Below are 26764 nucleotides of genomic sequence, written 5' to 3'. Positions count from 1 at the left end.
TCTGCGGATATATTCAAAAAGACAACAATATGACAAGTTTTATATTAGGTAAATACGATTCAAGTAATAATTTAAAATACTATGGACATGTCACTTTGGGTGCGAGTATAAGAACATTAGATCAATACAATTACACTATCATAAAGCATCATCCATTTAATTGTGATCTACCCATAGGAAATGATAATGCAGTTTGGATAGAACCTAATTTAGTATGTATAGTACAATATATGCCTTCTAACAAAGAAGGTATGCGTCAACCTGTTTGCAAAGGTATTAGAGAAGACAAAGAAACAAAAGAGTGCAGAGAATAGTATATTCTTATTTACAACTTTCAATTAAAAAATGTAAAAGAGGCTTTCTAAAGTTGGACCCCATTACTGAAAATTCAATTCATTTTTGCCTCTTTTTTTGTATTAGTAAATTAAATATTTAAATATTTCTTATCACCCCAATTGCTTCTCTTCACTTTTTACTCTTAAAGGGGCTAGTACTATTAGTATAATCACCATTAGAATAATTTTTAATTATTTTATCCCTGTCACCATTTTTATATAATTCCATATTTTCTGATATAAAGTGCAATCAATAAAAACGTTATATTGCTAAATCCTTTTGAAATCATAAAAATTAAAAAAACTAGAAATTTCTAATTTTTTCAAAAATAATAATCATCAATTTCTTTAAAAGAATCTTTAATTTCGCATATCTCAATAATATCTTTTGATGGTATCTCTATTTCAGATTTTCCACTGTATAAATGATTTGTTTCATCTTTTAGTATATTTAAATGTATCCAGTCCTCAATCATATATCTTGCTATATCTTCTTTGATATATTTGCCAAGTGATTTGAAGGGTAAACTAAATACAATAATATAGGGCAATCCTATTTTCATGATCCTTTTATATAATTCTTTATCTATTTTGCCATCTAACGCGTATATTAGAAGCTCTCCACCAAATAAAGCTAAATATTTATCAAACTCTTTGAAAGCATTAATATCAAAATAAAAACATATTTCATTCACTCTACTATTATCACCATTACTGCCATGCCTATTAATTTCCTGAACAATTAAATCCATAATTTTATTAATAGAATCTGAGTCAATATTTAATTTCTCCATACTACCTTTTAAAATATTAAGACGTTTATTATTAGAAAATATTATTCCATTGTCTCTAAAAGTGCTGCAATCCAATACTCTTGTATTATGGTAAAGCATTAAACAATAAGAATCTAATTTTACTATCAAAGTTTTGTAAATATTTTGGATAATAGATACTTTATTAATTTCCCTATAGATATAATCTCTAATATGTTCTGTTTCCATTATTTCATTTTTTATATTAATTGGTAATGCATAAACTTGATCTCTAATTTGTAGAATATCATTTGGATATGTACTTTCATCAAATATTTTTATCATATCACATGTCCTTCATATATTTATATTTAAAACTTCTTTGTAAATTTCTAACTTATGCTCAAATGACTCTAATCCCCCCTCCAAACAATTAATAATCTCTTTTTTTATTACTTTGTTTCCTGGGTATCCATATTTTCTTATCCAACCATTTTCACCATTTGAATCCATAACACAGACCAAGTCAGACATTGAGTTTGTTACTATAGTTGAACTATGCGTAGCTATTATTATTTGACGTTTTTCTTTTGTATCTCTAAACTGCTTAACAAGATTAATATAAATGTACTGATTATCTAAATTGTCTTCGGGCTGATCGATTATCAATGGTCTAAAATCACCAGAATATTCACTATATCCTAGGATAAAATCAATCATTGCAACAACTTTTTGTCCCAGTGATAATACTCTAATATCCTTAAAATTAACACCTTGAATACCTGTCTTACTGTTGATATTAAACTCAATGCTGAAAGATTCTTTATTTTCAATATAATTTCTTAAATAGTTCCTTATATTTGTTATATTACTAGTTCTGATTATTTTATTGGAGATCAATGAGAGTAAATCTTTTTCATTTTCTCGAGTTACTGTTGTATAACCACTATTAATTGTCTCAAAACTTTTTTCTTCAGTATAATCCAAGATACTATCCTCACTAATTGTACCATCAATCATTTTATTGAAGAATTCAAATAACCCATATTTGTCAAATAACATTTCAAGAAAATCAATCACGTTTTTATTTTTTATGTTGTATCTAACATTATTAATTTTATACATCGAATTTAGTCTATTTTCAGAAATACCAAGCCATATTGCGAATTCTGGAAATGTAACAAATTGATTTTGATCATAAACAATTCGTAAAATTTCATTTTTCTTGTTCATTTTTTTATTAAATTCATCTATTACCTGCATTACTTGTTTTTTTCTTTCTCTTAAAATATTTTCTGCCTCTATCATTAATTTTGCTAATCCATTAACACTTCTAATGCGGATAATATTATTTGCGTTTTTTAGTTTATTGTTATTAAACATTACTGAAAAAATAAATGAGTTCATCTTCTCACTGGAAGCTGTATTAACTAATTGATTTACAGAATAAGAAGTATCAAAAAATTTATCAAGATATTTTTTCTTATGGTCAACTGATATCAAAATAATATTGTTATTCTTTTTATTTACTCTATATATACTTAAGTTTTTTTCATATGCATATTTTTTTACTATATTATCTTTAAAATCTGAAGGTTTATATGAATAATATTCTCTCCTGTTAATGTCAAAATAACTTAAAATGTCAGAATTAGAAGTAAATTCCTTCTCTTTAGTAGGATTCTGCATTTCAATAATATACTCTTCTTCCTCATACACATATAGTAACCACATATGACCATGTGAACATATAAAATTCAGCATTTCTAAAGATTCACAATTTTGATTCAATATATATTCCATAAATTTAATAACAGTGCTTTTACCTGTACCACGTCCACCAATTAGTCAATTTAAAAATGGGGAATACTTAATTACAAATCCATCCTTTTTTTGGCCTTTTTTAGTAACTAAAAATGCATCATTGTTTTGAATATACATTCCGCTTATGTATTGTCGCTTATGAATATTATACTCAAAATCTAAAGAAACAGATATATCGTAATTGAATAAAGCTTCTTTTAACATTTGAAGATTTTTTGAAGAACCTTTCAACCACATTTGGTTTTTATTAACGTCTTCTAAACAATGTGAATCATTATCGATTATAAATTTATACTCTTTTTTTGGGGAATACTTCCATAAATCGCTTTTTAATTTATCTATTTTATCTATTGAGGAACATCCTACTATTTTGCAATACTTTGAATTTAATATTTCTTTCTTGTATGCACCACTTAAATAATGGCTTTTTTGTATCATATCAGCACTATTTAGGTGTGCTATATATGTAAATGCACCAATTGAATAAAAAAATTTCATTACCTCCATACTGGTTAATACGGTTCCTGCTTCAAAACTATAGACATTAAAATCTAGCCAACGGCGAAGTTTATCTATACATTTTTCATTACTTTTATCAAAAATACCAACAACATGATTGTTGTCTGCACAAGAAACTTCGATACCTAATAATATTGTCGGATATCGGTAGTATTTCCCTTTAAGGTGTTTTAAGTTAGCTATCGCCCTATCCATTTTATTATATCCATCTATAGTATTATGATCAGTTATTACTGCAATATCTATATTTGAAATTGCCAACTCATTAACAAGCAAAAGAAACGAAAAGGCCTCTTTATAAGTGTTATAAATGCCTTCATCTACTCCAACCTTATTAAAAGAAGCATAATTACTATCACTAGGCAAGATTCCCTTTTCTACACAGATATTATATAAATCATCATGTCCTGCTTGTTGATATGAAAAACCCTCTCTTCCTTTAAAAAGCTCATAATCATATGATTCAGGAGTATGTAAATGAAATAATGTTTTGTAATATTTTCCGGATTTATCTTTGAATCCCTTGATTTTATAATATGCATTTTTTGCGTCTAAATTGTTTATTTTCCCCACATTAAATACCTCCCAATAATTATAATGAACACTAAAACTGTTTATCATAATTATAACATATTTCAATATAAAAAGAGATGTATATGAGTAATATATCACTTACACACATCTCTTCAATGACCAACGTTTAACACAAGAATAATCTTCTGAAAGAGTTAGTGTGCAAATCATACTAATTTGTTCTTTATGATTTGATGCTTAAACATTTCTAAATCTCGGCAAGTAATTTGTAATTCCAGCATATGTGTTATTTCTTGATTTGCTCGAAAAAAATTCTCATTTAGTTTTCCAAAAGATTATCCAATCGTACTCTCGCTTATTATTTTAAAAACCAATTTTAATATTTGACAGTCCTTTAACCATCTATAAATCTTATTTAGCACATTCATTGATAAACGAGTAGTCAATGTCATGTGTTTCTTCAAATTCAAATATTTTGTTATCATCAACAAATAATATTTTAAAACCTTTATCAGATAATTCTTCAATCAGTGTTTGGTAATCGTTGTATGAATTTTCATAGTTATCTAAAATACAATCAAATTCATATAATCTCCCCTCTGGAACAACTACATTTATAAATACATTTCGTTTATATCTTTCTGTAATTTGTAGTCTTAATTTATTGCTCATTTTTTATATTCCTTTCTATCAACCCTATATACCCGTGGTTGATTGCGGTCTATTTAATTCGTAAATTGAAATATGTGAATGTGACTGTTTGAAAAAGTTTTATAATCATAAGTGTAGTAAATAACTTGTTCACGCCAATTAATGCTATCGTAATTTCAATTATTGCCATTGTCCTATCCACCAGACAGATTTTCCTATTGGTTTCCAGTAGCCTTTAGATTCATTCATATCTGGCAATCTAAAATCTTTCAGGTATTTGAGATAATTCTTAATTATTGTAATCGTCTTTTCGTGGCTGTTTTCCATACCTTCAAGTTCTATTATTAGACTTTTTGTTTTATAATAAATAAAAGATAGATTATCCAAAATGCTTTTTGCCTGCTGTTTAGCCAATTCGCTCCTATATTGATCTATATAGCTATTAATATCCTTTAACAATTCTTTTTCCTTTATCATTTAAATTTATCCCCCATTGCATAAACAAGATCAAGTCTAGTCCTCTTTTTTATCATTAGGATTTTGATCTTTCCATTCATCTGGAAATGCAATTTGTTGTAGTTCATCAGCACGATCAACTTCTTCCTGTGTTAATTTCTCATCATTTTCAATGCATAGGATGCGTCCGCTTGAAGCTTTATAAAATCTTCCCATATAGAACACCTCAATCTAATCTTCTTCAGATGGAATAAAATTATTATCTTCATTTATGTAATCCGTAATAAATAATTCTATTTCTTCTATACAGTCAATTGTCTCAACAGTTCCATCCTTTAATTCTACTTCTACCTTGGCATTTTCAATACCTGCATCTCTAAATAATTTTTTTACTGTATGTAAAGCATACAGTAATCTTCCTTTTTTACTTAACATTAATCTTCTCCTTTAACTAGTTTTAATACTAATTCTTCCCATATAAGTGGTTCTGTATTGTTTAAGCACGATAGAACATCCAATCTATCTGCTAAACCTCTATTATCTATTTCATTTATAATTTTACTATATAGGGAATTAGCTTCTTCTTGTGCTATTGTATGCTTTTTAATAAGCTGTTCTAATTCTTTTTGTTTCATTAACATCTTTTAACCACCTCTCTAACTAAAATAGACTTCCTTCTTATATTGCTGCACTCTCTAATCATAACAATCATTTCATTTGCTTTTTCTTCTACTTTGTTACAAAATCCATCGATCGCTTCTTCTTGATCTAGGTCAGCTTGGAATATATATTCTTCGCTGCTAGTGCAATAAGGCATCAAATAATTAATTGTACAAACATTATTAACTACATTAATGTTTGTAATTTCAATCTCCTAATTATTTAATGGTTTAAAAACTCTTTTCCAATATTTCTCTAACTTTTTATTTGTCGATAGACTATTACTGTTTTGTAAATTATCATTTGTATTTTTTTAGGTATTTTAACTCCAATAAACATCAAATGTGATTCTAAATCATTTTCAGACCATTCAATAATCTTAAAATTGTATACATCAGCATTTTTTCTAAAAACAACTTTATTTTTTAAATTATTAAGATGCTTTTCTGCGCCTTTTAGTGTTTTAAAAACTTTTGGTTTTTGCATATTAAAATAGCTGTTTGGATAAAGATATGTGCCGTCCATATCACTATATGTTCCTGCATAAATATCACTATCATATTTGATTACATACATTTTCATTCCACCTCTTTTCCTAACTATCTTCTAAAACACTTTTTAATATCGGACGCACATAACCATATGCTCTCTCACGTTCCTTCTGTTCTTCTCTTGTATATCTGTCATAAGAATAACCATAAGTATTGGTTTTTCCATAACCACGAAAACACAATTTCCTGCTTGTTATTGAATAATAATACGTGAATTCAAATTTAAACTCTTTATATGTGACATATATACGATCTATATCATTGCTGTATATGCTTATTTCAATGTCTGAATCAATTTTGTTAATTTCCTCTTGAATATGCTCTTTTATTAATAATGCATATTTTTCTTCATATTTTTCCAGTTCAGTTCTAAGTTTCTCGATTTTATTCATTTCAATTCCTCTTTTTATTCAGCCTCATCATAGAGTTCACTAACATGATAAACAACCATAGCAGCATTAAATGCTTTATCTATTTTATTGCTGTTTTTTTCCAGCCAGGCTTGTCGTTTTTCTTCGTTCCATTTCATCTCAATTAAATTAATCAAAAATAATTTCAAAATATTCAACATTTTTATAATCGTGTTTCATACGATCATAAAATTCTTTAATAAGGTAAAATCAGAATTATCTTGATACTTTTTGTTGTCATCATTAAGGTCTCTTTTATCTCTAAAGAATATATCTATATCCTTGACACGCTCTCCATTAAAAATATTTTTGAAACAACCGCCTGCAATAATTCCATTTGTTCCAAGTAAAAATCTTTTTAAAAATGATAATTTAAAAAAATCATCCTCATCTCTAAGCACCAAATCCCCCATATTACCCCTCCTTTGCCAACGCTGGTAAATTTACCAGCGTTGTAATTGCTTTATACTCATATTTCATCTATGCTCATCTGACCATCTAAAACATTTTCATCATTATTTTGTTCATCTATCTCAATTGATATTTGAATACATCTACTAAATTTACCAATCACATTATGAATATTTATTAGAGAATCTTCGACAGTAATATCCCTATCATCAGATTCTGCAATCTTTTTATGATATATAGAAGTATTCTCAACTTTTTTATTAATCTTATCGATCTGCTTTAACAGCTTATTGTAATCTGAAAAGAGTTCACTTAATCCATACTCTTTATTTTTACAGCTATCTTTTTTATCTTCATCATACATTCCTATATCGATACATTCTTCTTTCTTTTCAATTGCATTTATATATTTTTGTACCGTTTTACCAGATTTTGCACCAATAAAAGGTGCAATCCAGTCTCTTTTATTACCTTTAGGTTTAGGATCCAATTGTTTATATATATCTAACAGTTCAGCAACAATTTTTATTTTATCTAGTTCCGACATTATTCTTGTTCCATTCCCTAAAATCAAACGCAAACGATCATTTAATTCGCTTTCCGGTGCTTCATAAATGATACAGTATACTTCCGGTTCTATCTTTCCCTCATCAACTAATTCCTTAAGTGCTGTATACCTACGTTCACCATCACTTATCCTGTATCTATCACCTATTTTATAAACATCCAACGGTTTCCTTAATCCATATTCCAGGATTGATGATTTAAGCTCATCAATTCCATTAATATCAAACTGATTATGCCGATTCACTTCTATATCATCAATATCAATAGTTTTTAGTCCTACAGGTTTCTTATTCATCTTGCTAACTTTATCGGCATTGATTAAATTTGTAAGTGCCATACCTTTACTCCTCCTCATAATCCTGGTAAATTTACCAGGATTTAAATTTCATTATCAAACTCTTTAATTAATTCATCTACAAGATTACGATAATCCTCACCAACACCAGTTTTACTGTTATACAGTAATTTACCGCTCATAGTCGATCTTGACGCAACTGCATCCTGATAGCCTACCGTTGTCTGTAAAATAGTATCGCCATAGAATTCTCTGATTTTATTGATAAAACTGATGTAAGCGGGTCTAACACCACGAGGAATCATATTCATCAATATTCTTATTTTATATTCACATTCATAATCGTCTTCAATATCAAACAGTTCCTCAAGTGTATCAATCAGTCCCTTTAATTCAAATCCACCTGGTTTAAGAGGAATTATAATTTCATTCGAACAGAATAGACCATTTACAGTAATATTATTAAATGTTGGTGCATGATCTATAATCACGATATCATAATCATTTCTAATTTCTCTCAAAGCCCTTTTTAAAATCACATGCCGTTGACCTGTCGATGCGCCAAGCAACTTGTCTGTAGCAATAAGTTCAGTACCGATTGAAGGAATAATATCCAACTGCTGATACTGTGTTTGATGAATACACTCCCTAATAACCCCTTTGCCCTCAAGCAGAAGTTTATTTAAATCATTTCTTTCGCCAAGCATACTAATTAGTGAATTTTTTATAAACTTAGTTGAACTTCTAATATCGCAGTTTTCCGGTACCTCCAGCATATTAAACTCTTCTAGTGTAATTGATTTAAACTCCGGCAGAAAAAATTTAGTAGCATTGCCCTGCGCATCTGCATCGATTAACAAAATTCTTTTTCCGTCGTTCATTAATCTTTCCACTAACCCGTAACTTATATTTACTGATGCAGTAGTTTTTCCAACCCCGCCCTTTTCATTGATAATACTTATAACTTTCATCTCTCTATTCTCCTTTTTTCTTTTATTAAATATCGATTTTTCATATTACTCTCAATAGCAAAAATGTTCATAAATTAATAAGATCAACTCATTTTACAAAATGAAATTCGAATATCTGATGTTAAACATCTACGTGGCACCCTTTACCCCGAACACTGCTTTGACATTCTTAATAGTTTCATCAGTCAATTCTACTTCTTTGAATATCTTCATACGCTTTGACCAGTTTAAAAAATCTTCATAATCTTTTAAACGTATAGTCCCGTGCATTCCATTCTTAGCCACATAGTTAACTGGGATTCGCTCTTTACTTTTACTTTCTTTTACAGTTTTTGTGTTCTTGCTCCTTATATTTTCATCTTCATAGACCAGTACGTCATCAATCAGATAAATAAGCTCTGCCAACGCATTATCACGAAGCTTATATACCTGCCAGATAGGTTCAAACTCAACATCATCTACTGGATCATAATAACCATAACGTATCTCATTAAATGTAGCGTTATAGAAATAGCGAAGAATAATTACATTTTTCTGTTTTTCATTTTTCAACATATTTACAGCTTCAAGAATTCTGCATATATAATCTTCGTTACTATTTGACTTGCATACACTTTTAATAAACTTATAATCACCGCTTTCTAAACTGCCGTCAGACATCCTTATTACAGAGGCAGAAAATGATGAAATATTTGCACCTACTGAATAGGCATGATCGAGCATCAGCTCACTTACTCTGTTTAAAACAACTTTAACATTTTCAATAGATAGTTTTATATTTACTTTTCTTTTGCAGTTATTAGATTTGTCATTATCATTTAGCATCGATCATTACCCCTCTCCAGTAAACTCTAATCATTGTGTCAGTTATTCTAACGATATAATATGATTTTTGTATGTTAATGCTCTTATAATCTAATTTGTACCAATTGAGACATTTCACCTTTTCTGTTTTTTTAATATTCTGTACAGTATATTTATCTATTCCGTTATAGAAACATCCTATTTTAAGGCTTGAAATTTTTCTTGTTTAGAATATGGAATTCATCAAATTCTTCCTGCGTTGCTTTTCTGGATATCTTATATGCTCGCTGTAAATTTGTTCTTGGAATAAACAGGTTCATATTAGCCTTTTCAAACTTTATATCAATCTTCTGTTCCAGATTTTTAAAACCTGAAAGATATGTTTTTACCACATCCGATAATCCTTCACTGTTTCTTATTTTTGTATACTTGTCTGCTCCCTCAAAGTTGTAAAAAATCGTAACTTCATCATAATTATTATCTATCGCATATTGAATTCCTTTCAAAACCCCTATCAGATATCCTCCAACCTGATAGCTCTTTATCTGCCATGATTCTTCTGTAAAACCGCTTATAATATCAATTGGTCTGCATTCTTCTTTCATAATTACTCCATATCCACATTTTTTGTTCAGTTCATCAAAACTTGATGCAACATAGCATTGCAGTTTTTTCATTTAAGCCGCCTCTCTTTCTTTCAAATTTAGATATGTATTTATTAAGCTGTCGTCCCAGTATCCATTATTTGAAGGTTTCTCCATATAATGGTGCTGATCAGTTGCCCTGATACAGAAAACACATCCAAAACAGTTACAGCATCCAGTGCAGCAGCTGCAGTCTATGCAGTCAGTGCAGTTTTTACAGTTTCGGCAGTCAAGGCAGTTGATGCAGTTCCTGCAGTTTACAAGAGTTCTTGAATACTCAAGAGCCTCCTCATAGCTGTAACGGTTCTTGCTCCACTTATTGTTGTTGAAATCTTTCCAGTATTTATCGGTTTCAATTAAAGATATAACCGAATCAGCTTCATGCTTCATATATTGAACAGCTGTAAAATCATCATCGCTGTATACCTCATCAGCCCACCACTGCGTTAGAAGCTGTTCTATATGCTCCTCTATTAAAGAAATATTGTCTTTTAAACATGTGACAGACTGTTTTGTTCCGAGATAGATCGAACTGCCACTCACCGGGTCGGTCCATCTTGTTAGATACAACAGACCGTTAATACGATGAATCATCTTATGAAAGGCTTTGTCAATATGCAGAGAATTGTTCCAGTACCTGCCTTCCTGTAATGCAGTCTGCATAGAATTAATACGGGAATTCAGCCTGATTATCAGCTGATTTTTTATATGTATCTTTTCTTTATTTTTAAAACCAGATTTTTTTATTGTTATCCGTGAAAAATATTTTATTTTTTTATTCCAGAAATCCCGGTCTAACAGCATAGCTGCATATTCGGCATTTTTTAAAAGACGCTTATGAAATCGGATAAAAGAAGTATATTTAAATATTTCCTGCTCTGTTTTAGAAACAAAGAAAGTTTCTTTTACAGGAGAGCCGTTTTCATCTTTTTTTATATCACCTTTCTTATGAACAAGTACTGCATCCGGATCATCTTTTTTACACAGCCTTTTTGTCTTACTGCTGTAAATATAATCCTTTTCATAGGTAACAGTCATTAACCGCTGTCTTTTGAAATACTTTCTTGTAAAACATAGGACACTAATATAACTTCCTTTACCTTTAGTGATAAATTTATAGCAGTACAGAAAACTGTTCAGTTTGTAAAGCGGATTTACTGCACACATGAATTTTTTGATAAAATCATGTTTAAGTGAATCCGTCATAGCAACTGGAATCATAACCTCCATCTGATGGGCATAGATGTTAGAGTAAACCTTTTTATTCTTCTTTCTGCCATAGGTATAAGAATGCATGTCCTTATAATCACACTGATGTGCTATCACCGTCTTGTAGTCTGAACGGTTGCTGAAGATATCATGACCGGTGTTAAGCCAGCTGTTGATATCATCTCTGGAACCGCATGTATCGTAAGACACGTAAGTGTTATTGGTAATCATCTGCTCGTTATCCTCCTAAATAGACATTAAAGCTCTGCTTTAATGTTTTTTTTTATTTCAGATCGTATTTTCAGTACTGAAATCATTGAAATAGTCTATTAATCTTGCTATAATCATCTTGTATTAATTAAATACATTTTTTTTACAAAACACGGTTTGCCACACAGTTTGTTATACAGGTTATACGGTTGTGTTGATTGAATGGTTTCTAACGGTTTCTAACGGTTTCTAACGGTTTCTAACGGTTTCTAACGGTTTCTATTTTGAAATTTGATACAATCCGGGTATTCGTGTTTTTGCTTAAACTTAAATTAATAGCCCTTGTCGCCAAACAGAGTTATTATTAATTTAAGTTTTTTTCTTTTTTATATTATTTTTTTGTTCGTAAAGGATAACACTGTCAAGAACCTCTCCTGGAGATTTATCTAAAACTATTCCCATTTTTATATAAAACTGAATTGACGGCTGATAATCACCTCTCATAGCATTAGAAATCATCCTTTTCTTTTTATCAAACATTTTTTCAATGTCGCTGGGCTGCATTTCATTTTCTTTTAACAGATCCCGTATCCACGGAATAAGATTAACTTTCATCAATTCAAACAAACGCTCTGCTCTACGGTTGTTTTCTTCCACCGTATCGCTTTTTTTAGTATCGACTATCATTTTATCTCACCTCCTTGAAATATCATTTAAAAACGAAAAAAAGTGGGTAAGCTATCGAACGATAACTTACCCACTTGAGTAAATTTTATAAATAATGGTGCGGGTGACAGGAATCGAACCTGCACGCCGAAGGCGCTAGATCCTAAGTCTAGTGCGTCTGCCAGTTCCGCCACACCCGCATATTTAATGGTGCCGGCTAAAGGACTTGAACCCTCAACCTACTGATTACAAGTCAGTTGCTCTACCAATTGAGCTAAGCCGGCTTATAACAATTTAAATGGTGGAGGTTAACGGGCTCGAACCGCTGACCCTCTGCTTGTAAGGCAGATGCTCTCCCAACTGAGCTAAACCTCCATAATGGTGACCTGTACGGGATTCGAACCCGTGAATGCATGCGTGAAAGGCATGTGAGTTAACCGTTTCTCCAACAGGCCATGGCGCTTGAAGTAGGACTCGAACCTACGACCGATCGGTTAACAGCCGATTGCTCTACCAACTGAGCTATTCAAGCAACTTAGTGCCCTAATATAATATCATTATCCCTAGAATGATGCAACCCTTTTTATGAAAAAAATTTATTTTTTTATCAAAAAAGAAAAAAGTAGTAAAAATTCTACTTTTGACTAAGATATTTAGCATACATATTCTCTTCATTCATTTCATCAATCGAAATACCTTCCATCTTCATCTCTACCAGACTATCTTTTGTAGTCCTAGTATATTTAAGAACAATTCCAGTTTGTTTATCGACCAACATAGAAAAAGTGCTATCACTATTATAGAGACTATCATTTATTTTCCCCTCTACTCTATAAGTATCTCGATTAAGATATTTTTCTTCTCCCTTTATTTCATAATTATTATAAGCAGTACCTATTTGTCTGAGTGCAATATCTTCAGGTAATAAATATGGTGCTACATCGCCAAACAAATCATTAGCTACTCGACTAATATCCATATTTTCAACCCTTTCCTCAAGTGTCAAATCTTTATATTTAAATAAGCTATCATCTTTACTTACATCCTCAACTGTCATCATTTGCTTATTGATTAATTCATCTAAGTTATTATTTAAACTCACTAAATCTCCAACAAAAAAATACATTCTTTCACTATCTCTAAAAGTTACTTGGCTTTCTTCATTTTTTGAAGGAACTAAATAAATATATGACTGATATTCTGGAACATTAACTTGAAAAATATACTTGCTTTCACTTTTTTGTCCTTGATAGCTTAACGTTGAAAGCATTGTTCCACTAATTAAATTATAATGATCCACACTATTAGCCATCAACATTAATAAATCATGCTTACCCTGATCATTATTCGCAAATATTTTATCGTTTTTATCAATTTCTCTTTTGCCATTTAGTTCTGCAATATTAATCGTTGTATCTCCTACTTCCTTTGTTACCTCTTCCCTACAGCCTCTAATAACAAACATCATTGCCATCAATACTAGCACATATTTAGTCTTCATCACCATTCATCCTTTTTATTTTTATTTAATCATAACAATTATTAGAATTATGTAGAATTAATATTCCCAACAACGATTCTTTACATACATATTTCAAGCAATATGTTATGATTAAATCAGAAGGTGATAAAATGAAATATCAACCATTAGAATCTAAAAGCGCCTTAAATAAAGTTAGTGGGCGATTTCCCTTTAAGTGGGATTTAAATATCTATCGCGGCTGTCAACATGGTTGTATTTATTGTTATGCCATTTACAGTCATAAATACCTTGACAACAATGATTATTTTGGCACGATCTATTATAAAGAGAATATTTTATCTTGTTTAGAAAAAGAATTATCATCACCTAAATGGAAACACGAATTAGTTAATATTGGGGGTGTTTGTGATAGTTATCAGCCTTTAGAAGAACAATTACAAATAATGCCAGAAATTTTAAAATTAATGATTAAGTATAAAACACCTATTATTATTTCTACCAAATCATCATTAATCCTTCGTGATATTGAACTAATCAATGAATTATCAAAAATAACCTATGTTAATATTGCTTGTACTATTATTACTGTTGATGATGACTTACGTAAAATCATCGAACCAGGAAGTTCACCCATTATTGAACGATTTAAAGTAATTGACCAAATCAAAAAGGAAACTAAAGCTCATGCTGGTATTCACATTATGCCAATTATCCCTTATCTCACTGATCAACCCGGAAACTTAAATGGATTATATAAAATGGCAAAAAAAGTAAACGCTGATTATGTGTTACCCGGTACTCTCTATTTACGAGGGCAAACTAAACCCTATTTCCTTAATTGTATAAAAAAATATAATTATGATTTATATCAAAAAATTGCTTCTCTATATTATCAAAAAAATGCTTTAAAAACTTATAAACCTAAAATCTATCAAACGATCTCAGAGCTACGAAAAATATATGACCTTCCCGCCCAAGCAAAAAGAAGTCCTAAAGATCAAAATCTTTAGGACTATTTATTATATCAGCTAGTTCTTTTACTAATTCATGTTCTCTTTATGCTGAATAATTATAACAATTTTCATCATTATAAGAAAAACATTGCTAAATTAATTTATTTTTTCCCAAAATAGCTTTACATTATTTCAAAACTATGTTATTTTTATATGGCACTGTTAAGTGTCTATGACCCGCTAGCTCAGCCGGTAGAGCATCTGACTTTTAATCAGAGGGTCAGGCGTTCGAATCGCCTGCGGGTCACCATTTGAAACACTAAGATGAACTTTTGTTCATCTTTTTTTATGGTTAATTCCAATTTAAAGAATCAATGAACTTTATAAATGAATAAACAGAATATTAACTTAATCTAATTTTCTTCCGTTTGAAGCAATTACTTTTTTATACCAGTAAAATGAATCTTTTTTATATCTATTATATGTTCCATTCCCCAAATTATCTACATCAACATAAACAAAACCATATCTTTTAATCATCTCGCCAGTAGATGCAGCCACTAAATCAATACATCCCCATGGTGTATAACCAACAAGTTCAACACCATCATCAACAGCTTCAGACATGGCCTGAATATGTTGTTTCATATATTCAATACGATAATCATCATGAACCGTTTTATCTATTTCTAATTTATCATCTTGTCCTAATCCATTTTCAACAACCATAATAGGAATATGATAACGGTCGTATATTTCATTTAAAAAATAACGTAACCCCAAAGGATCAATCTGCCAACCCCACTGACTCTTTTCTAGATATGGATTAGCAACTCCAAATATTAAATTACCATTTGTTTTTTCTAAATTTTTATCTGTTGTTACACAACCAGTTGAATAATATGAAAAGGTAAAGAAATCAACTGTTCCGCTTTTTAAAATATCTTCGTCATTCTCCCCAAAGTTGATATGAATATCGTTTTCCTTCAAATAACGATGTGCATAGCGAGGATATGCTCCATTTATTTGAATATCAGGACAATAATAGAAAATATTTCTACGTTCTTTCTGTACTAATAACATATCTTCAGGTCGACAAGAATATGGATATTGTGTAATTCCAGCAATCATGCATCCTATTTGGTATTCACCACTAATTTCATGAGCCATTCTGGTCGCCAATGCACTAGCAACAAGTTGATGATGTAATGCTTGATATTGTTTCACAATATCATTATGTTGTTCTACTGTTGATAACGTATCTAAATCTTCAATAACGCCAGCTCCCATGTCCTTTTTTGATGACGAAAGAATTCCACCAGAGAAATATCCATTACCTCCAAGAATCAAACTATTAATTTCATTAAACGTTAGCCAATATTTAACAAGTCCTTTGTATTCATTGAAAAGTGTTTGACAATATTTTAAATAAAAATCTATTGTTTCACGTGCATACCAGCCATCATATTTTTCTGCTAAATGATAAGGCATTTCATAATGTGAAATTGTCACAAGTGGTTCAATATTATACTTTTTCAATTCTAAAAATACATTCCTATAAAATTCAATTCCCTTTTGATTTGGTTCCTCATCATCACCATGCGGGAAAATACGGCTCCAATTAATTGACATTCTATAAACCTTAAATCCCATTTCACCCAGTAAAGCAATATCTTCTTGATAACGATGGTAGAAATCACTCGCCTTATGTGATGGATAAAAATATTTATCCTCATCTATTTTTTCAGTGAATAACCTTGGCTCTGTTCTTGAGCCTAATGTAAAGTGATCAGCAGTTGAATCTAATTTACCATCTTCATTCCAACCACCTTCAAATTGATTAGCAGCCGTTGCGCCACCCCATAAAAAATTCTTTGGAAAAGCCACTCCCTACACCTCTTTCTCATCTATTCCTAAAATATAAGTTAATATAAATGTAATAATCATTCCTACCAATGCAGCAATTAAAAAGAATATCAAATTATTTCCTGGACCCGCAAAAGTAACTACTGCAAACATACCTCCTGATCCTGGAAATGCATAACAGGCAACTTTTAATAGTCCAGCAATTAATCCTCCAGCTGCATTTCCAATCATCGCTGCATACAATGGTTTTTTATACTTAAAAGTAATCCCGAACATAGCCGGTTCTGTTACCCCACCAACAATTGCAGTAACCGCACACGACATGGCAGTAGATTTTACTTTTTTTGTCTTAGCTTTTAATGATACTGCTAAAGTCGCTGCAAATTGATTCATATTAGAAAGAATCATAGCTGGTAAAAAGAAAGGATCATATCCTAAAGAGGCGAAGGCCGAAGTCCAATATGGTGTCATCATTGTATGCATACCAGTCATAACCATTAAAGGTAACAATGCACACAAAATAGAAACCCCTAAGAAACCAATTGTTTCATAAATCCAAATAACCGCTTCTGCCACATAAGTTCCAATATAGTATCCCAACGGTGCCGTTACTACTAACATAATTGGTAACATGACTAATAAAGAACCTGTAGGGACAACAAATGATTTTAAAATATCTGGACAATATCGATTAATTAGTTTCTCAACTTTACTTAAAATATAAACAGTTAAAATAATTGGAATAACGGTAGTTGAATAATTTGCAACATAAACCGGTAATCCAAAAATTGACATAGCAGCTCCTTCAGTTGCCATTGCAATAAAACTTGGATAAATAAGCAATGCACCTAACAACATTCCTACACCTTGGTTTGCTCCAAATTTTTTAGCAGCTGTTGCGCCTAAAAAAACGGGAAAGAAATAGATAAAAGCATCCCCCAACCAATATAAAATTTGATATGTTGAGCTTGTTTCAGGCAAGATTCCTACCATATTCGCAAGCATATAGAATACTTTGATCATTCCTCCACCAATCATCATTGGAATAATCGGCGTGATACATCCTGATATCCCATCCATAATTCCCATAAGTACAGATTTTAAAGCGACTTTTTTCTTTTCTGCATTTCCATCAAGATCTTCATCAATTGCTTCTTCTCTTTGGAGATTGCCAAACTCACAAATTTCCGCATAAGCATCAGCAACTGCGGGTCCAATAATGATCTGCAATTCATCATTGGACCATTGACTTCCTAATACCTGATCTACATTTTCTATATCAGATATCTTCACAATACTCCTGTCCTTTAAATTAAAACGCAATCTGGTTGTACAATGTTGAAAATATGTAATATTTTCTTTTCCACCGATTGAATCTAAAATCGTTTTAGCAAGTTTTTCATATTTCTTTGCCATTTTTTCTCCTCCTTTTTATATACAAAACATTATCTTGCGCGCCAAATAATGTAATGAGTAAAATAAAACCCCATCAAAGTATTACTTTTCTGGGGTGATGCCCTTTCGGTGACAATCCTCTTTTATATACAATCTATTAACATGGACTAATAAATATAATAGTTCCTCGGTCGTACATTTTTCTTTATATTCCTGATAAAAATAGTTATCTATCTTACTGATACAATCATAGGTATCTGGATACTTTTCTATCATGCTCTCATATAATTCACGATTGTTATCTGTGAACATTTCTCTAGCTTCTTTTCTTTGAACAAAATATTTTAGATGATTTTTAAACCTAAAGTAATTAAAACTCTTCTTGTCTATATTAAAATTAAAATGTTTTTCTACTATGTTAGTAACATTAAAGATAACCTTTGATATCTTATTTTCAATATTACCTTCATGCATTTTCGTATTTGTACCTTCAAGTGCATTAATAAAATGCATAGTTATACTTGTAACTTCACCTTTTGGTAAATGAGTATCTAATTCCTCATTAGTTTTTTTTACCATCCACTTTGATATTTTTGTTAATAGTGGATATTCATACTCTAATTCATAAGAATATGGTAACGAAATATCCATACCATTTTTCTCCCTAATAACAGCAAAATTAATATGATCAGCTAAAATAAACACTAAATTAGGACTTAATTCATCTTCAATATTCTTTTTTGCAACATCCACCATTTTTGTAACTAAGTTAAAAATGTTATTTGGTATTTCCTTAAGTAGACCATAATATCTATTGTCAACATCATAGAAGGTTCGCTCAATAACAGAGAGATCTTTTATTTCATAGGGAATATTTCCATATCCAATTCCTTTAGCAAATACAATAACTTCATTGTTTTCCCCATCAACTGCAATTGCTATATTATTATTTATTTTTTTGATGACTTTCACGAAGTATTCCTCCTTCTATTTAATCAAAGTATCTCCTCTATGAACTTCCCTATCATAACATTCTAATTTTATACTTTGATTATAACCTGCTGTAAATATAACCATAGTTGTTTTATCTATATTCATTTCATCCATAATATTATCATCAAATTTTAATATAGGCATATTCTTCTTTACCTTATCGCCAACTTTGACAAATATCTCAAATCCTCTACCTTTTAAGTTTACAGTATCCAAACCAACGTGTACTAATATTTCAACCCCACTTCTAGTTTTAATTCCAAATGCATGTTTACTATTTGGTATCATAACAATTATTCCATCAACAGGTGAAACAACAATATTATCTGATGGAATAATTGCAAAGCCATCACCCATCATTCTTGTTGAAAATACTTTATCTGGAACATCCTCTATATTTATACATTTTCCATCTATTGGTGAAACAATTCCTCCATCTTGTTTATTCATAAATTTAAACATATTAACTCCTCCTTTTATACAAAAAAACTCTTTGATTCATTATCCTAAATAATAGGTCATGCCTCAAAGAGTTACAATCCTTCTGTTCAATTTTACACCAATATAATAACAATTATTTAACCTATTGTCAATAATATATGATAACTATCAATGATATTATTAATTTTTAAATTATCGTATACATTTAAAATCAGCTAATGTACATAAAATATTTATATATCTTGAAATATCATTTTTAATCAGATGATATTCTAGTAAAATTTGAGCATATACACATTTTATCTAATCAAACCTAAAAGCTTTTTCTATAGTTGTTAATTCTTTAGTCCATCATTCCCTCTGTCAAAGAACTTGCATCTGTATACGTAGAACCATCATTTATTTTAAAATCCTGTATAATATTCTTAATTTCATCATCAAATAAAATTAGATATATATAATAATCATAATCTACTTCTTCACATATTCTTCATGTAATTAAAAAATCAATCTATAATTAAATGTTTGAATTTATAAAATCGATTACAACTTTATATTACATTTATTAATTTTCTGCTTTCTTTTAAAATATGATAAAACGAAAAAGCGACAAATTGAATACAGTTTATCGCTTCATATATAGACATTCATAACTTTTCTAAATAATCAGATAAAGTTATTGAAATAAAATTATGGTGCCGGCAACTGGAATCTGTGTTTTATTTAAAATCTTCTAAAATCACACTCAATAATTTAAATTACTAATTATTATTGCTATTTATAGTACCAATATACAAATGTATAAATACTTCTACTACACCGGATATTATAGCATACACTTTTGTGTTTTGCAATATCCGCTTAAAATCATATATTTTTTTATTTTTCTCTTATAATTATATCTTTTTCTTCAAAATTTTTCAATTGATTTATTTTCTCTAAAAAATACACTATAACATTTTCCGATGTTACGGAATATGAGTTATAGATACTAGCTTGATTGTCAATTATTACTACAATTCTCTCTTTTGCCAGGAAATAGTCATTAACAATTTCACTAAAATTCATATTATTAATCATTTCCTCCATTCCCCACATTTCATTGGGCGGCACAAATATTTCTTGAAAGACAATTTACTTTATTATCTTATACTATTATAGTACTTAGAAAATTCTATTCCTTGGCAATACATGTTGGAAAAGATATAATTGATACAATAAGACTTAGAGATTTTTATATAAGAAAAGTAGAATCACAAAAAAACTTAGCCCAGATTCTAGCAGTCAGAGATAGTGCAATTATACATTTCACAAAGGAACTTCATGAATTTTCTAATGTGAAATATTCCCCTCTAACCCTTTCCATGATTCAATATATAAATCTAAAAGTATACGATTCTTTCAAGACCACTGAACTTACTAAACATTTTTTATGTCTGAAAGTGTCCTCGATTAATAGAAAAATTATATTATTTTCATATTGTTTAATTTTTTCTTCTGAAATACCTAGCTTATCACTTGACTTCTTTATACTAATATTTCCAAAAATTTACGTACAAATTCTATAACTTAACTAAATGTTATTTTCTCCTTTAGAATGAATTGCATTTAAAAATATCCTAGTCAATTTGACCAGGATATTTAGTAATGGTTTATTTTTCTATACTTAATTCTTCACCATTTGAAGCAATCACTTTCTTATACCAATCATAACTTCTCTTTTTGTAACGTTTTCCTGTTCCATGTCCATTATCGTCTAAATCTACATAAATGATTCCATAACGTTTAGACATTTGTCCAGTCCCATTTGACACAATGTCAATTGGTCCCCACATTGTATATCCAAATAAATTTACACCATTTTCAATAGCACGTTTCATAGCTTCGATATGGCCCTTCATGTATTGAATACGATATATATCATTAATTGTATGATTTTCTCCAACAGTATCAATTGCACCCAATCCATTTTCTGAAATGAACAGTGGTTTTTCATATCGATCTGCTAATTCCTGAAGTGCTAACATCAAACCATCTGGATCAATTGTCCAGCCCCAATCCGTTTTTGGAAGATAAGGATTCTCAATACCTTCTAATGTATTGGTATCAATAATCTTTTCTGCAGCTTCTGTTTCTTCCGCCGATACAACTCTGCTTCTATAATAACTAAATGTAATGAAATCTACTGGATATGATGCTATGATTTCTTCATCACCTTCTTCAAATTGTATTGTAATATTATTTTCTTCAAAATATTTCCATATGTAATCTGGATAATGACCTCTCACCTGAACATCTGAGAAGAAAAATTCTTTTCTTTTTTCCTTTTCTGCCGCAATAACATCTTCAGGCTTGCAAGTATATGGATAAACGGTTTTATATGCAATCATAGCTCCTACTTGCGCTTTTGATGCATGCTCATGAATATATTTAACAGCCAAAGCACTAGCAACAAATTGATGATGTGCCGCTTGATACATTCTTTGAAGTAAATTTTGGCTATCAGGATGAATACAAGCAGCATCCCAGCAAATTGGCTTAACTGCAGCATTTCCTATTTCATTAAAAGTTAACCAATAATCAACAACATCACCTAAATAATTTACAATTGTTCTTACAAACTTCATATAAAAATCGATAAATATACGATTGTCCCACCCCCCATAATTATCAACTAGGTATAATGGTGTTTCATAATGAGAGATTGTTACCATGACTTTCATTCCTAATTGATGACAATATTCAAACATATCTTTATAAAATTCAATCCCTTTCATATTTGGTTCATTTTCAACACCAGTTGGATAAATACGAGTCCAGTTGATCGACGTTCTAAAAATGTTGAAATTGGCATCAGACATTAATTTTAAATCCTCTCTGTATGTGTGATAAAAATCAATTGCATTATGTGTTGGATAATAATCAGCATCACGTCTTATTCCACCAAAAAAACCTCTTGCTTTTATATCTGCAGTTGACATTTGTTTCCCGTCAGTTAAATATGCACCTTCGCATTGGTTAGCAGCCACTGCTCCTCCCCATAAGAAATGATTTGGAAAGCCAGTTGGAACTTTTTTATTTAATCTTTTACTCATCTTTTTTACCCTCTTTTCTCTTTTACTTCATACATTGCTACTATTGTCTTTGCTTTTTTTACTTTACCTTTACAAACAAACTTTAAAGGAAACTTATTGTTTGGAAATAACATCATTGTAGTTAAATCTATACCATTATTTTTTAACTGATAATTATTAACAGATATGACTTTATCCCCTAATGAGACTCTTTGTCCCTCTTTAACATATTTTTTAAATCCTTGTCCTTTTAAGTTAACGGTATCTATTCCAATATGAACAAGTATTTCCAATCCATCATTATTTTCAATTCCAAATGCATGCAAAGTAGGATAAATCATTTTTATTACACCATCACATGGAGCAACAATATAATCACCATCTGGAATAATTGCTATACCATCTCCCATCATTCTTTGTGAAAAAACCTGATCTTTAACCTCACTTAAAGGAATGAGTTGCCCAGTAGTCACAGCAGCAATGCTATGATTAGGAAAATATTCTTTTTTTCTTTGAAAACAGAACATCATTTACTCACCTTTCTCTTTACCGTTATATAAGACAAGTGTGATAAAGAATGAAACAAGAAATGCTGCTGCAATTCCAGCAATAATAGCAAAAATTGTTTGTTCAAAAATAACAACTCCCAATACGCTTGAATATCCCATAGAGAATGCTTTTGCACCCATAATACCTGCGACACTACCACCTACAAATCCACCTAAAACTAACCCAATCATTGGTTTCTTTAATCGTAAATTAATACCGTATAATGCCGGCTCACTTACCCCTGACAAAAATGCTCCTACACCTGCAGAAATTGCAGTTGTACGCAAGTCACTATTTTTTGTTCTTAAAGCAACTGCCATACATGCTCCACCTTCAGCAACGTTATGAATGATCCAACCTGGTCTAAATACACTGTCAAAACCAACACGTGCCAATAACTCTGTCATTGGTCCTACCATTAACATATTAACTCCCATCATAACCAGGAATGGGTGAGTTGCAGCAATAATACCAGGAGCCATACCACCGGCATGTGCTTGTAACCATACAATTCCAGTAACAATCCAAGATCCAACCACTGAACCAGCTGGTCCTAACACAAGAACTGTAATTGGAAAACCAACCAAAAATATACACAATGGTGCAAATACAGATTTTAGCATACCGGGAATAATACGATAAAACCACTTTTCAAGATATGCACACAAAATTGCTGCAAAAATACCTGGCAATAAAGTATTTCCATATGTTCCTAAATGAACAGGTATACTAAACATTGAAATCGGCTCACCTGCTGCCATCAAAGAATTAAAATCTGGATACAATAATGAAGCTGCCATAGCAATAGCAAATGCTGGGTTTGATTTTAAGACTTTTGAAGTTCCATATGCAACTAATATAGGCATAAAATAAAATGGAGTTAATGCCATATAATTAAATAATTGATATGTTGAACTTTTGTCCACTTCAGGAGCAAAAAACGATATTAAAGATAATACAACTCTTAACATCCCAGCACCATAAACCACTGTGATAAATGGTGTCAATGCTTGTGACATAAAAGTAATCACTTTTTCAAAGTAATATTTTAAATTTCTTTTTTCATTTATAAGATCACCATCAAGATTCTCATTAATTGGCTCTTCAGTTTCTATAGCATATTTTGTTATAATTGCATCAAAAACCGGAAATAAATGTTCTCCTAAAATCACTTGATATTGCCCATTTCCAAACACAACTCCTAAAACACCTGGTAATTGTTTAATTTCTTCATCTTTTGCAGTATCTATATTTTTCAAATAAAAACGTAATCTTGTTACACAATGTGTCACCATTTTTACATTTTCTTCACCGCCAATATTTTTTATAATATTTGATGCTAATTCATCGTAATTAATTCTACTCATTTGCTAATCCTCCTTATAGCCTTTTCTTTCATATAGTCTTACGATATGAATCATTAAATAAATGCAATCTTCATCTCTACAATGATAATGAAAATGCTCTAAAATATATTTTGTGATTTCTTGAATGCATATTCTAACTTCTTTATACTTTGTATTTAACCGAACAAAAATAGAATTAAGTTCAAGATTTATATTTTCAATTTGGTTACTGAGAATACTTCCTAAAAAGAATTTTAAATGAATGACAAACCTTGAATAAATAAATGTATCTTCATTCAATTGACTTCCTAAATGCTTTTCAACTATTTTAATAATATCTGATACACCTTGCATAATTACTAATGCTTGATGGTTCGATTTATTCTCAGTAGCAGTTATTAAATGAAAAGCAATAGATGTTGCTTCACCTTTTGGTAACTGAATATCAAATTTTTCATTAATTAAATTAACTGCATATATTCCTATAAGATATTCTTCCTTATAAAATCTTTTGACTTCCTCATTCACAAGTTTAGAGGTCTGTAATCCTTTTTTGTATTGCATTATACTAAAGTTAATATGATCTGCTAAACCACTTAATAAATTCACATTAAATGTGATTCCAAGCTGATTTGAGGCATAATCAATTATTTTTTGGGCTATTTCTATAACATCGAATGGTACTTCTTCAAACAAAGTAAACATCCCATTGACTGTCTTACCAACTAAAACGTATGTTTTCATGACTTCATGAGGATAAACAAACTCATTTTTATGTTTTTTAAATCCCAATCCCTTGCCTATTGCTATGACTTCTCGGCCGTTGAAGTCCCTAACAATTACAATATTATTATTAATAATACTTTTAACAACTAAAATTTGTTTATCTTCATATTTCATAGCTAACACCCCTTTCACCTTATAAAACAGAAAAAAGCAAATTCAAATACAGGTTAATTTTTCATATAACCCATACTAGAATTTGCCTTAATAACATAGATTAAGTAACAAGTCTATATAATTCTTCTGTTTACAACTTAATATTATCGTAAACGGTTTCTTTTGTCAAGAAAATATTTTTTCAATTCACAAGTGAAAGGCTGTAAATCTCCTTTCCTTATAATTCATTCTACTGTTCTAAACTGTTTTTCAAAAAGTCCTCAAGAATAGATTTCAGATATTTATCATCCGCCTTTTCTTTATTTTCCGAGCTTCCAGAAACCTTTATACTCTTTGAAATAACAATACTATCTTGTAACAATTTATCTTTGTATTATTTAACAAAATGGGATTATACATGGACTCCGGAAGGCAAAAAAACCCATATGTGGAGAAATCACCCAAAAGAATATGAAGTTCTTTTAAAAAAAGGATGGAATATACTACAATTAACAGCATATAGATGTGCGGATTGTAGAGTTATAATTATAAATGAAGATGATTGTTAGTATAAATTCCATTATGCTAAAATCGAATCGTTGATGTTCTACCTTATCGTTTCATTGCAGAATAAAAAAATTACTATTAATAAAGGAGGAATGAATATGGAATTTTCTATGTCGATTACAAAAGGCTTAGGTAATCAAAAACACAACAATCGAACACAAAAGGAAACGACAAAAAACGTCAACCATGATCTGACGTTTTTAAATGTTACGCTGCTTGATGAAGATATTCGAAGTATCTATCACATGCTTTTTGATTCATCACTCAAAAAATACAACGCCAAGCAGAAACGTAACGATCGAAAAATAAAAGACTACTACTCAAAGATAGCAAACTCAAAACAGGAAAAGCTATTTCATGAACTCGTAGTATCGATTGGAAATATCAGCAATGCTATCAGAGGTGATATTTCCAATGAAATCTATACTGAATTTTTAAAAAAATTTATCGACAGTAATCCTCAAATGAAAGTATTCGGGGCGTATATTCATCATGATGAAATAGGCACTGTTCATATGCACCTTGATTATGTCCCGTTTTCCATAGTCAACAAACGAGGATTAGAAATTCGTGTATCCAACGATAAAGCAATCGAGCAAACGGGATACAGAAACTGGGCAGACATAAATTCAGACTAAAAAAATATGTATAATCGACAGTTAAATAAATCAATTACAATACGCCAGGACGATTTATATATAGTTAGCTTTCTTCATCTTTATAGGAAGGAAAAAATACGATGAAAAAAG

General features: G+C 30.3%; 31 protein-coding genes, 6 tRNA genes and 1 pseudogene. 5 read left to right on the top strand and 33 right to left on the bottom strand.

Annotated features, from left to right (window positions below; all coding sequences use genetic code 11):
- A pseudogene (locus KSU54_RS13865) lies at nt 1-314 on the top strand (DNA ligase); the annotation flags it as partial.
- Between the two features lie 344 nt (nt 315-658).
- On the opposite strand, the gene KSU54_RS13860 reads toward KSU54_RS13865, so the two are convergent.
- The 24 genes from KSU54_RS13860 to KSU54_RS13745 all read right to left on the bottom strand — a co-directional run bounded on the left by KSU54_RS13860 (nt 659) and on the right by KSU54_RS13745 (nt 13970).
- Nucleotides 659-1432, bottom strand: coding sequence for a hypothetical protein (locus tag KSU54_RS13860; protein ID WP_217746738.1), 774 nt, complete (start codon nt 1430-1432; stop codon nt 659-661).
- A 12-nt stretch (nt 1433-1444) separates the two neighbouring features.
- Entirely contained in the window at nt 1445-2932 is a 1488-nt protein-coding gene (locus tag KSU54_RS18980; RefSeq protein WP_368735803.1) for a Spaf_1101 family AAA-like ATPase, read from the bottom strand.
- 3 nt (nt 2933-2935) lie between these two features.
- Nucleotides 2936-4003 (bottom strand): PHP domain-containing protein, encoded by a 1068-nt coding sequence (locus KSU54_RS13850; RefSeq protein WP_217746739.1) that lies wholly within the window; start codon nt 4001-4003, stop codon nt 2936-2938.
- Between the two features lie 372 nt (nt 4004-4375).
- Nucleotides 4376-4636 carry a hypothetical protein gene (locus KSU54_RS13845; RefSeq protein ID WP_196004513.1) on the bottom strand — a complete coding sequence of 87 codons (261 nt, stop codon included), beginning with the start codon at nt 4634-4636 and terminating at the stop codon, nt 4376-4378.
- Nucleotides 4637-4795: 159 nt separating this feature from the next.
- Entirely contained in the window at nt 4796-5092 is a 297-nt protein-coding gene (locus KSU54_RS13840; RefSeq protein WP_226814569.1) for a hypothetical protein, read from the bottom strand.
- A 36-nt stretch (nt 5093-5128) separates the two neighbouring features.
- The gene (locus tag KSU54_RS13835; RefSeq protein ID WP_195992966.1) at nt 5129-5287 is read right to left on the bottom strand and encodes a hypothetical protein; all 159 of its coding nucleotides are present in this window, start codon (nt 5285-5287) and stop codon (nt 5129-5131) included.
- A gap of 15 nt (nt 5288-5302) precedes the next feature.
- Complete coding sequence (locus KSU54_RS13830) at nt 5303-5506, bottom strand: hypothetical protein (protein WP_217746761.1); 204 nt, start codon at nt 5504-5506, stop codon at nt 5303-5305.
- The gene (locus KSU54_RS13825; protein ID WP_201899534.1) at nt 5506-5712 is read right to left on the bottom strand and encodes a hypothetical protein; all 207 of its coding nucleotides are present in this window, start codon (nt 5710-5712) and stop codon (nt 5506-5508) included. The genes KSU54_RS13830 and KSU54_RS13825 overlap by 1 nt, the downstream gene beginning before the upstream one ends.
- 274 nt (nt 5713-5986) lie before the next feature.
- Nucleotides 5987-6307, bottom strand: a complete 321-nt coding sequence (locus KSU54_RS18975) for a hypothetical protein (protein ID WP_226816626.1) — start codon at nt 6305-6307, stop codon at nt 5987-5989.
- 19 nt (nt 6308-6326) lie between these two features.
- Nucleotides 6327-6674 (bottom strand): hypothetical protein, encoded by a 348-nt coding sequence (locus tag KSU54_RS13815; protein WP_217749030.1) that lies wholly within the window; start codon nt 6672-6674, stop codon nt 6327-6329.
- Between the two features lie 14 nt (nt 6675-6688).
- Complete coding sequence (locus tag KSU54_RS13810; RefSeq protein ID WP_217746575.1) at nt 6689-6853, bottom strand: hypothetical protein; 165 nt, start codon at nt 6851-6853, stop codon at nt 6689-6691.
- A gap of 15 nt (nt 6854-6868) precedes the next feature.
- A complete protein-coding gene (locus KSU54_RS13805; RefSeq protein ID WP_217746574.1) occupies nt 6869-7105 on the bottom strand; it encodes a hypothetical protein in 237 nt (78 codons plus the stop codon).
- Between the two features lie 56 nt (nt 7106-7161).
- Nucleotides 7162-8007 carry a ParB/RepB/Spo0J family partition protein gene (locus tag KSU54_RS13800; RefSeq protein ID WP_226814623.1) on the bottom strand — a complete coding sequence of 282 codons (846 nt, stop codon included), beginning with the start codon at nt 8005-8007 and terminating at the stop codon, nt 7162-7164.
- Nucleotides 8008-8048: 41 nt separating this feature from the next.
- Entirely contained in the window at nt 8049-8936 is an 888-nt protein-coding gene (locus KSU54_RS13795) for a ParA family protein (protein ID WP_117582736.1), read from the bottom strand.
- Nucleotides 8937-9065: 129 nt separating this feature from the next.
- Nucleotides 9066-9761, bottom strand: a complete 696-nt coding sequence (locus tag KSU54_RS13790; RefSeq protein ID WP_117582735.1) for a hypothetical protein — start codon at nt 9759-9761, stop codon at nt 9066-9068.
- A gap of 182 nt (nt 9762-9943) precedes the next feature.
- Nucleotides 9944-10417, bottom strand: coding sequence for a hypothetical protein (locus tag KSU54_RS13785; RefSeq protein WP_009009637.1), 474 nt, complete (start codon nt 10415-10417; stop codon nt 9944-9946).
- The gene (locus KSU54_RS13780) at nt 10418-11824 is read right to left on the bottom strand and encodes a hypothetical protein (RefSeq protein WP_217746573.1); all 1407 of its coding nucleotides are present in this window, start codon (nt 11822-11824) and stop codon (nt 10418-10420) included.
- Nucleotides 11825-12172: 348 nt separating this feature from the next.
- Nucleotides 12173-12490, bottom strand: coding sequence for a transcriptional regulator (locus KSU54_RS13775; protein WP_008791056.1), 318 nt, complete (start codon nt 12488-12490; stop codon nt 12173-12175).
- A 95-nt stretch (nt 12491-12585) separates the two neighbouring features.
- A tRNA-Leu gene (locus KSU54_RS13770) sits at nt 12586-12669 on the bottom strand.
- Between the two features lie 8 nt (nt 12670-12677).
- Nucleotides 12678-12753, bottom strand: a tRNA-Thr gene (locus KSU54_RS13765).
- A 15-nt stretch (nt 12754-12768) separates the two neighbouring features.
- Nucleotides 12769-12844, bottom strand: a tRNA-Val gene (locus KSU54_RS13760).
- Between the two features lie 4 nt (nt 12845-12848).
- Nucleotides 12849-12924, bottom strand: a tRNA-Glu gene (locus KSU54_RS13755).
- A gap of 1 nt (nt 12925) precedes the next feature.
- A tRNA-Asn gene (locus KSU54_RS13750) sits at nt 12926-13001 on the bottom strand.
- Nucleotides 13002-13103: 102 nt separating this feature from the next.
- On the bottom strand, nt 13104-13970 hold the full coding sequence (locus tag KSU54_RS13745) for a hypothetical protein (RefSeq protein WP_217760791.1): 867 nt from the start codon (nt 13968-13970) through the stop codon (nt 13104-13106).
- Between the two features lie 131 nt (nt 13971-14101).
- On the opposite strand from KSU54_RS13745, the gene KSU54_RS13740 reads away from it, so the two are divergent.
- Complete coding sequence (locus KSU54_RS13740) at nt 14102-14962, top strand: SPL family radical SAM protein (protein WP_008791054.1); 861 nt, start codon at nt 14102-14104, stop codon at nt 14960-14962.
- A gap of 177 nt (nt 14963-15139) precedes the next feature.
- Nucleotides 15140-15215: transfer RNA gene (locus KSU54_RS13735), tRNA-Lys, on the top strand.
- 98 nt (nt 15216-15313) lie between these two features.
- Here the strand turns inward: KSU54_RS13735 and KSU54_RS13730 are convergent.
- From KSU54_RS13730 to KSU54_RS13690, 9 genes are all read right to left on the bottom strand, one after another.
- Nucleotides 15314-16792, bottom strand: a complete 1479-nt coding sequence (locus tag KSU54_RS13730) for a family 1 glycosylhydrolase (protein ID WP_003537231.1) — start codon at nt 16790-16792, stop codon at nt 15314-15316.
- Nucleotides 16793-16795: 3 nt separating this feature from the next.
- Nucleotides 16796-18187, bottom strand: a complete 1392-nt coding sequence (locus KSU54_RS13725) for a PTS transporter subunit EIIC (RefSeq protein ID WP_003537230.1) — start codon at nt 18185-18187, stop codon at nt 16796-16798.
- Nucleotides 18188-18268: 81 nt separating this feature from the next.
- Nucleotides 18269-19138 (bottom strand): PRD domain-containing protein, encoded by an 870-nt coding sequence (locus KSU54_RS19320; protein ID WP_003537228.1) that lies wholly within the window; start codon nt 19136-19138, stop codon nt 18269-18271.
- A 15-nt stretch (nt 19139-19153) separates the two neighbouring features.
- Nucleotides 19154-19621: a PTS sugar transporter subunit IIA gene (locus tag KSU54_RS13715; protein WP_003537226.1), complete on the bottom strand. Its 468-nt coding sequence runs from the start codon at nt 19619-19621 to the stop codon at nt 19154-19156.
- 858 nt (nt 19622-20479) lie between these two features.
- The gene (locus KSU54_RS13710) at nt 20480-20680 is read right to left on the bottom strand and encodes a hypothetical protein (protein ID WP_117581849.1); all 201 of its coding nucleotides are present in this window, start codon (nt 20678-20680) and stop codon (nt 20480-20482) included.
- Between the two features lie 572 nt (nt 20681-21252).
- The gene (locus KSU54_RS13705; protein ID WP_117792077.1) at nt 21253-22695 is read right to left on the bottom strand and encodes a glycoside hydrolase family 1 protein; all 1443 of its coding nucleotides are present in this window, start codon (nt 22693-22695) and stop codon (nt 21253-21255) included.
- Between the two features lie 5 nt (nt 22696-22700).
- Nucleotides 22701-23201: a PTS sugar transporter subunit IIA gene (locus KSU54_RS13700; protein ID WP_117792090.1), complete on the bottom strand. Its 501-nt coding sequence runs from the start codon at nt 23199-23201 to the stop codon at nt 22701-22703.
- Nucleotides 23202-23204: 3 nt separating this feature from the next.
- Complete coding sequence (locus KSU54_RS13695) at nt 23205-24590, bottom strand: PTS transporter subunit EIIC (protein WP_117792075.1); 1386 nt, start codon at nt 24588-24590, stop codon at nt 23205-23207.
- Nucleotides 24591-24593: 3 nt separating this feature from the next.
- Nucleotides 24594-25469, bottom strand: coding sequence for a PRD domain-containing protein (locus KSU54_RS13690; protein ID WP_217749065.1), 876 nt, complete (start codon nt 25467-25469; stop codon nt 24594-24596).
- A gap of 368 nt (nt 25470-25837) precedes the next feature.
- Here KSU54_RS13690 and KSU54_RS19315 point away from each other — a divergent pair, with 368 nt between their 5' ends.
- Both KSU54_RS19315 and KSU54_RS13685 read left to right on the top strand, forming a co-directional pair.
- Nucleotides 25838-26017, top strand: a complete 180-nt coding sequence (locus tag KSU54_RS19315; protein WP_335755767.1) for a PF20097 family protein — start codon at nt 25838-25840, stop codon at nt 26015-26017.
- A gap of 96 nt (nt 26018-26113) precedes the next feature.
- Nucleotides 26114-26653: a plasmid recombination protein gene (locus KSU54_RS13685; RefSeq protein WP_158561786.1), complete on the top strand. Its 540-nt coding sequence runs from the start codon at nt 26114-26116 to the stop codon at nt 26651-26653.
- The last annotated feature ends 111 nt before the right edge of the window (nt 26654-26764 follow it).

The sequence above is a fragment of the Erysipelatoclostridium sp. MSK.23.31 genome (assembly GCF_019125875.1).
GTDB classification, from domain to species: Bacteria; Bacillota_I; Bacilli_A; order Erysipelotrichales; family Coprobacillaceae; genus Thomasclavelia; species Thomasclavelia ramosa.
The sequence above is the reverse complement of the archived record's forward strand: the minus strand, read 5'-3'. Positions and strand labels throughout refer to the sequence as shown.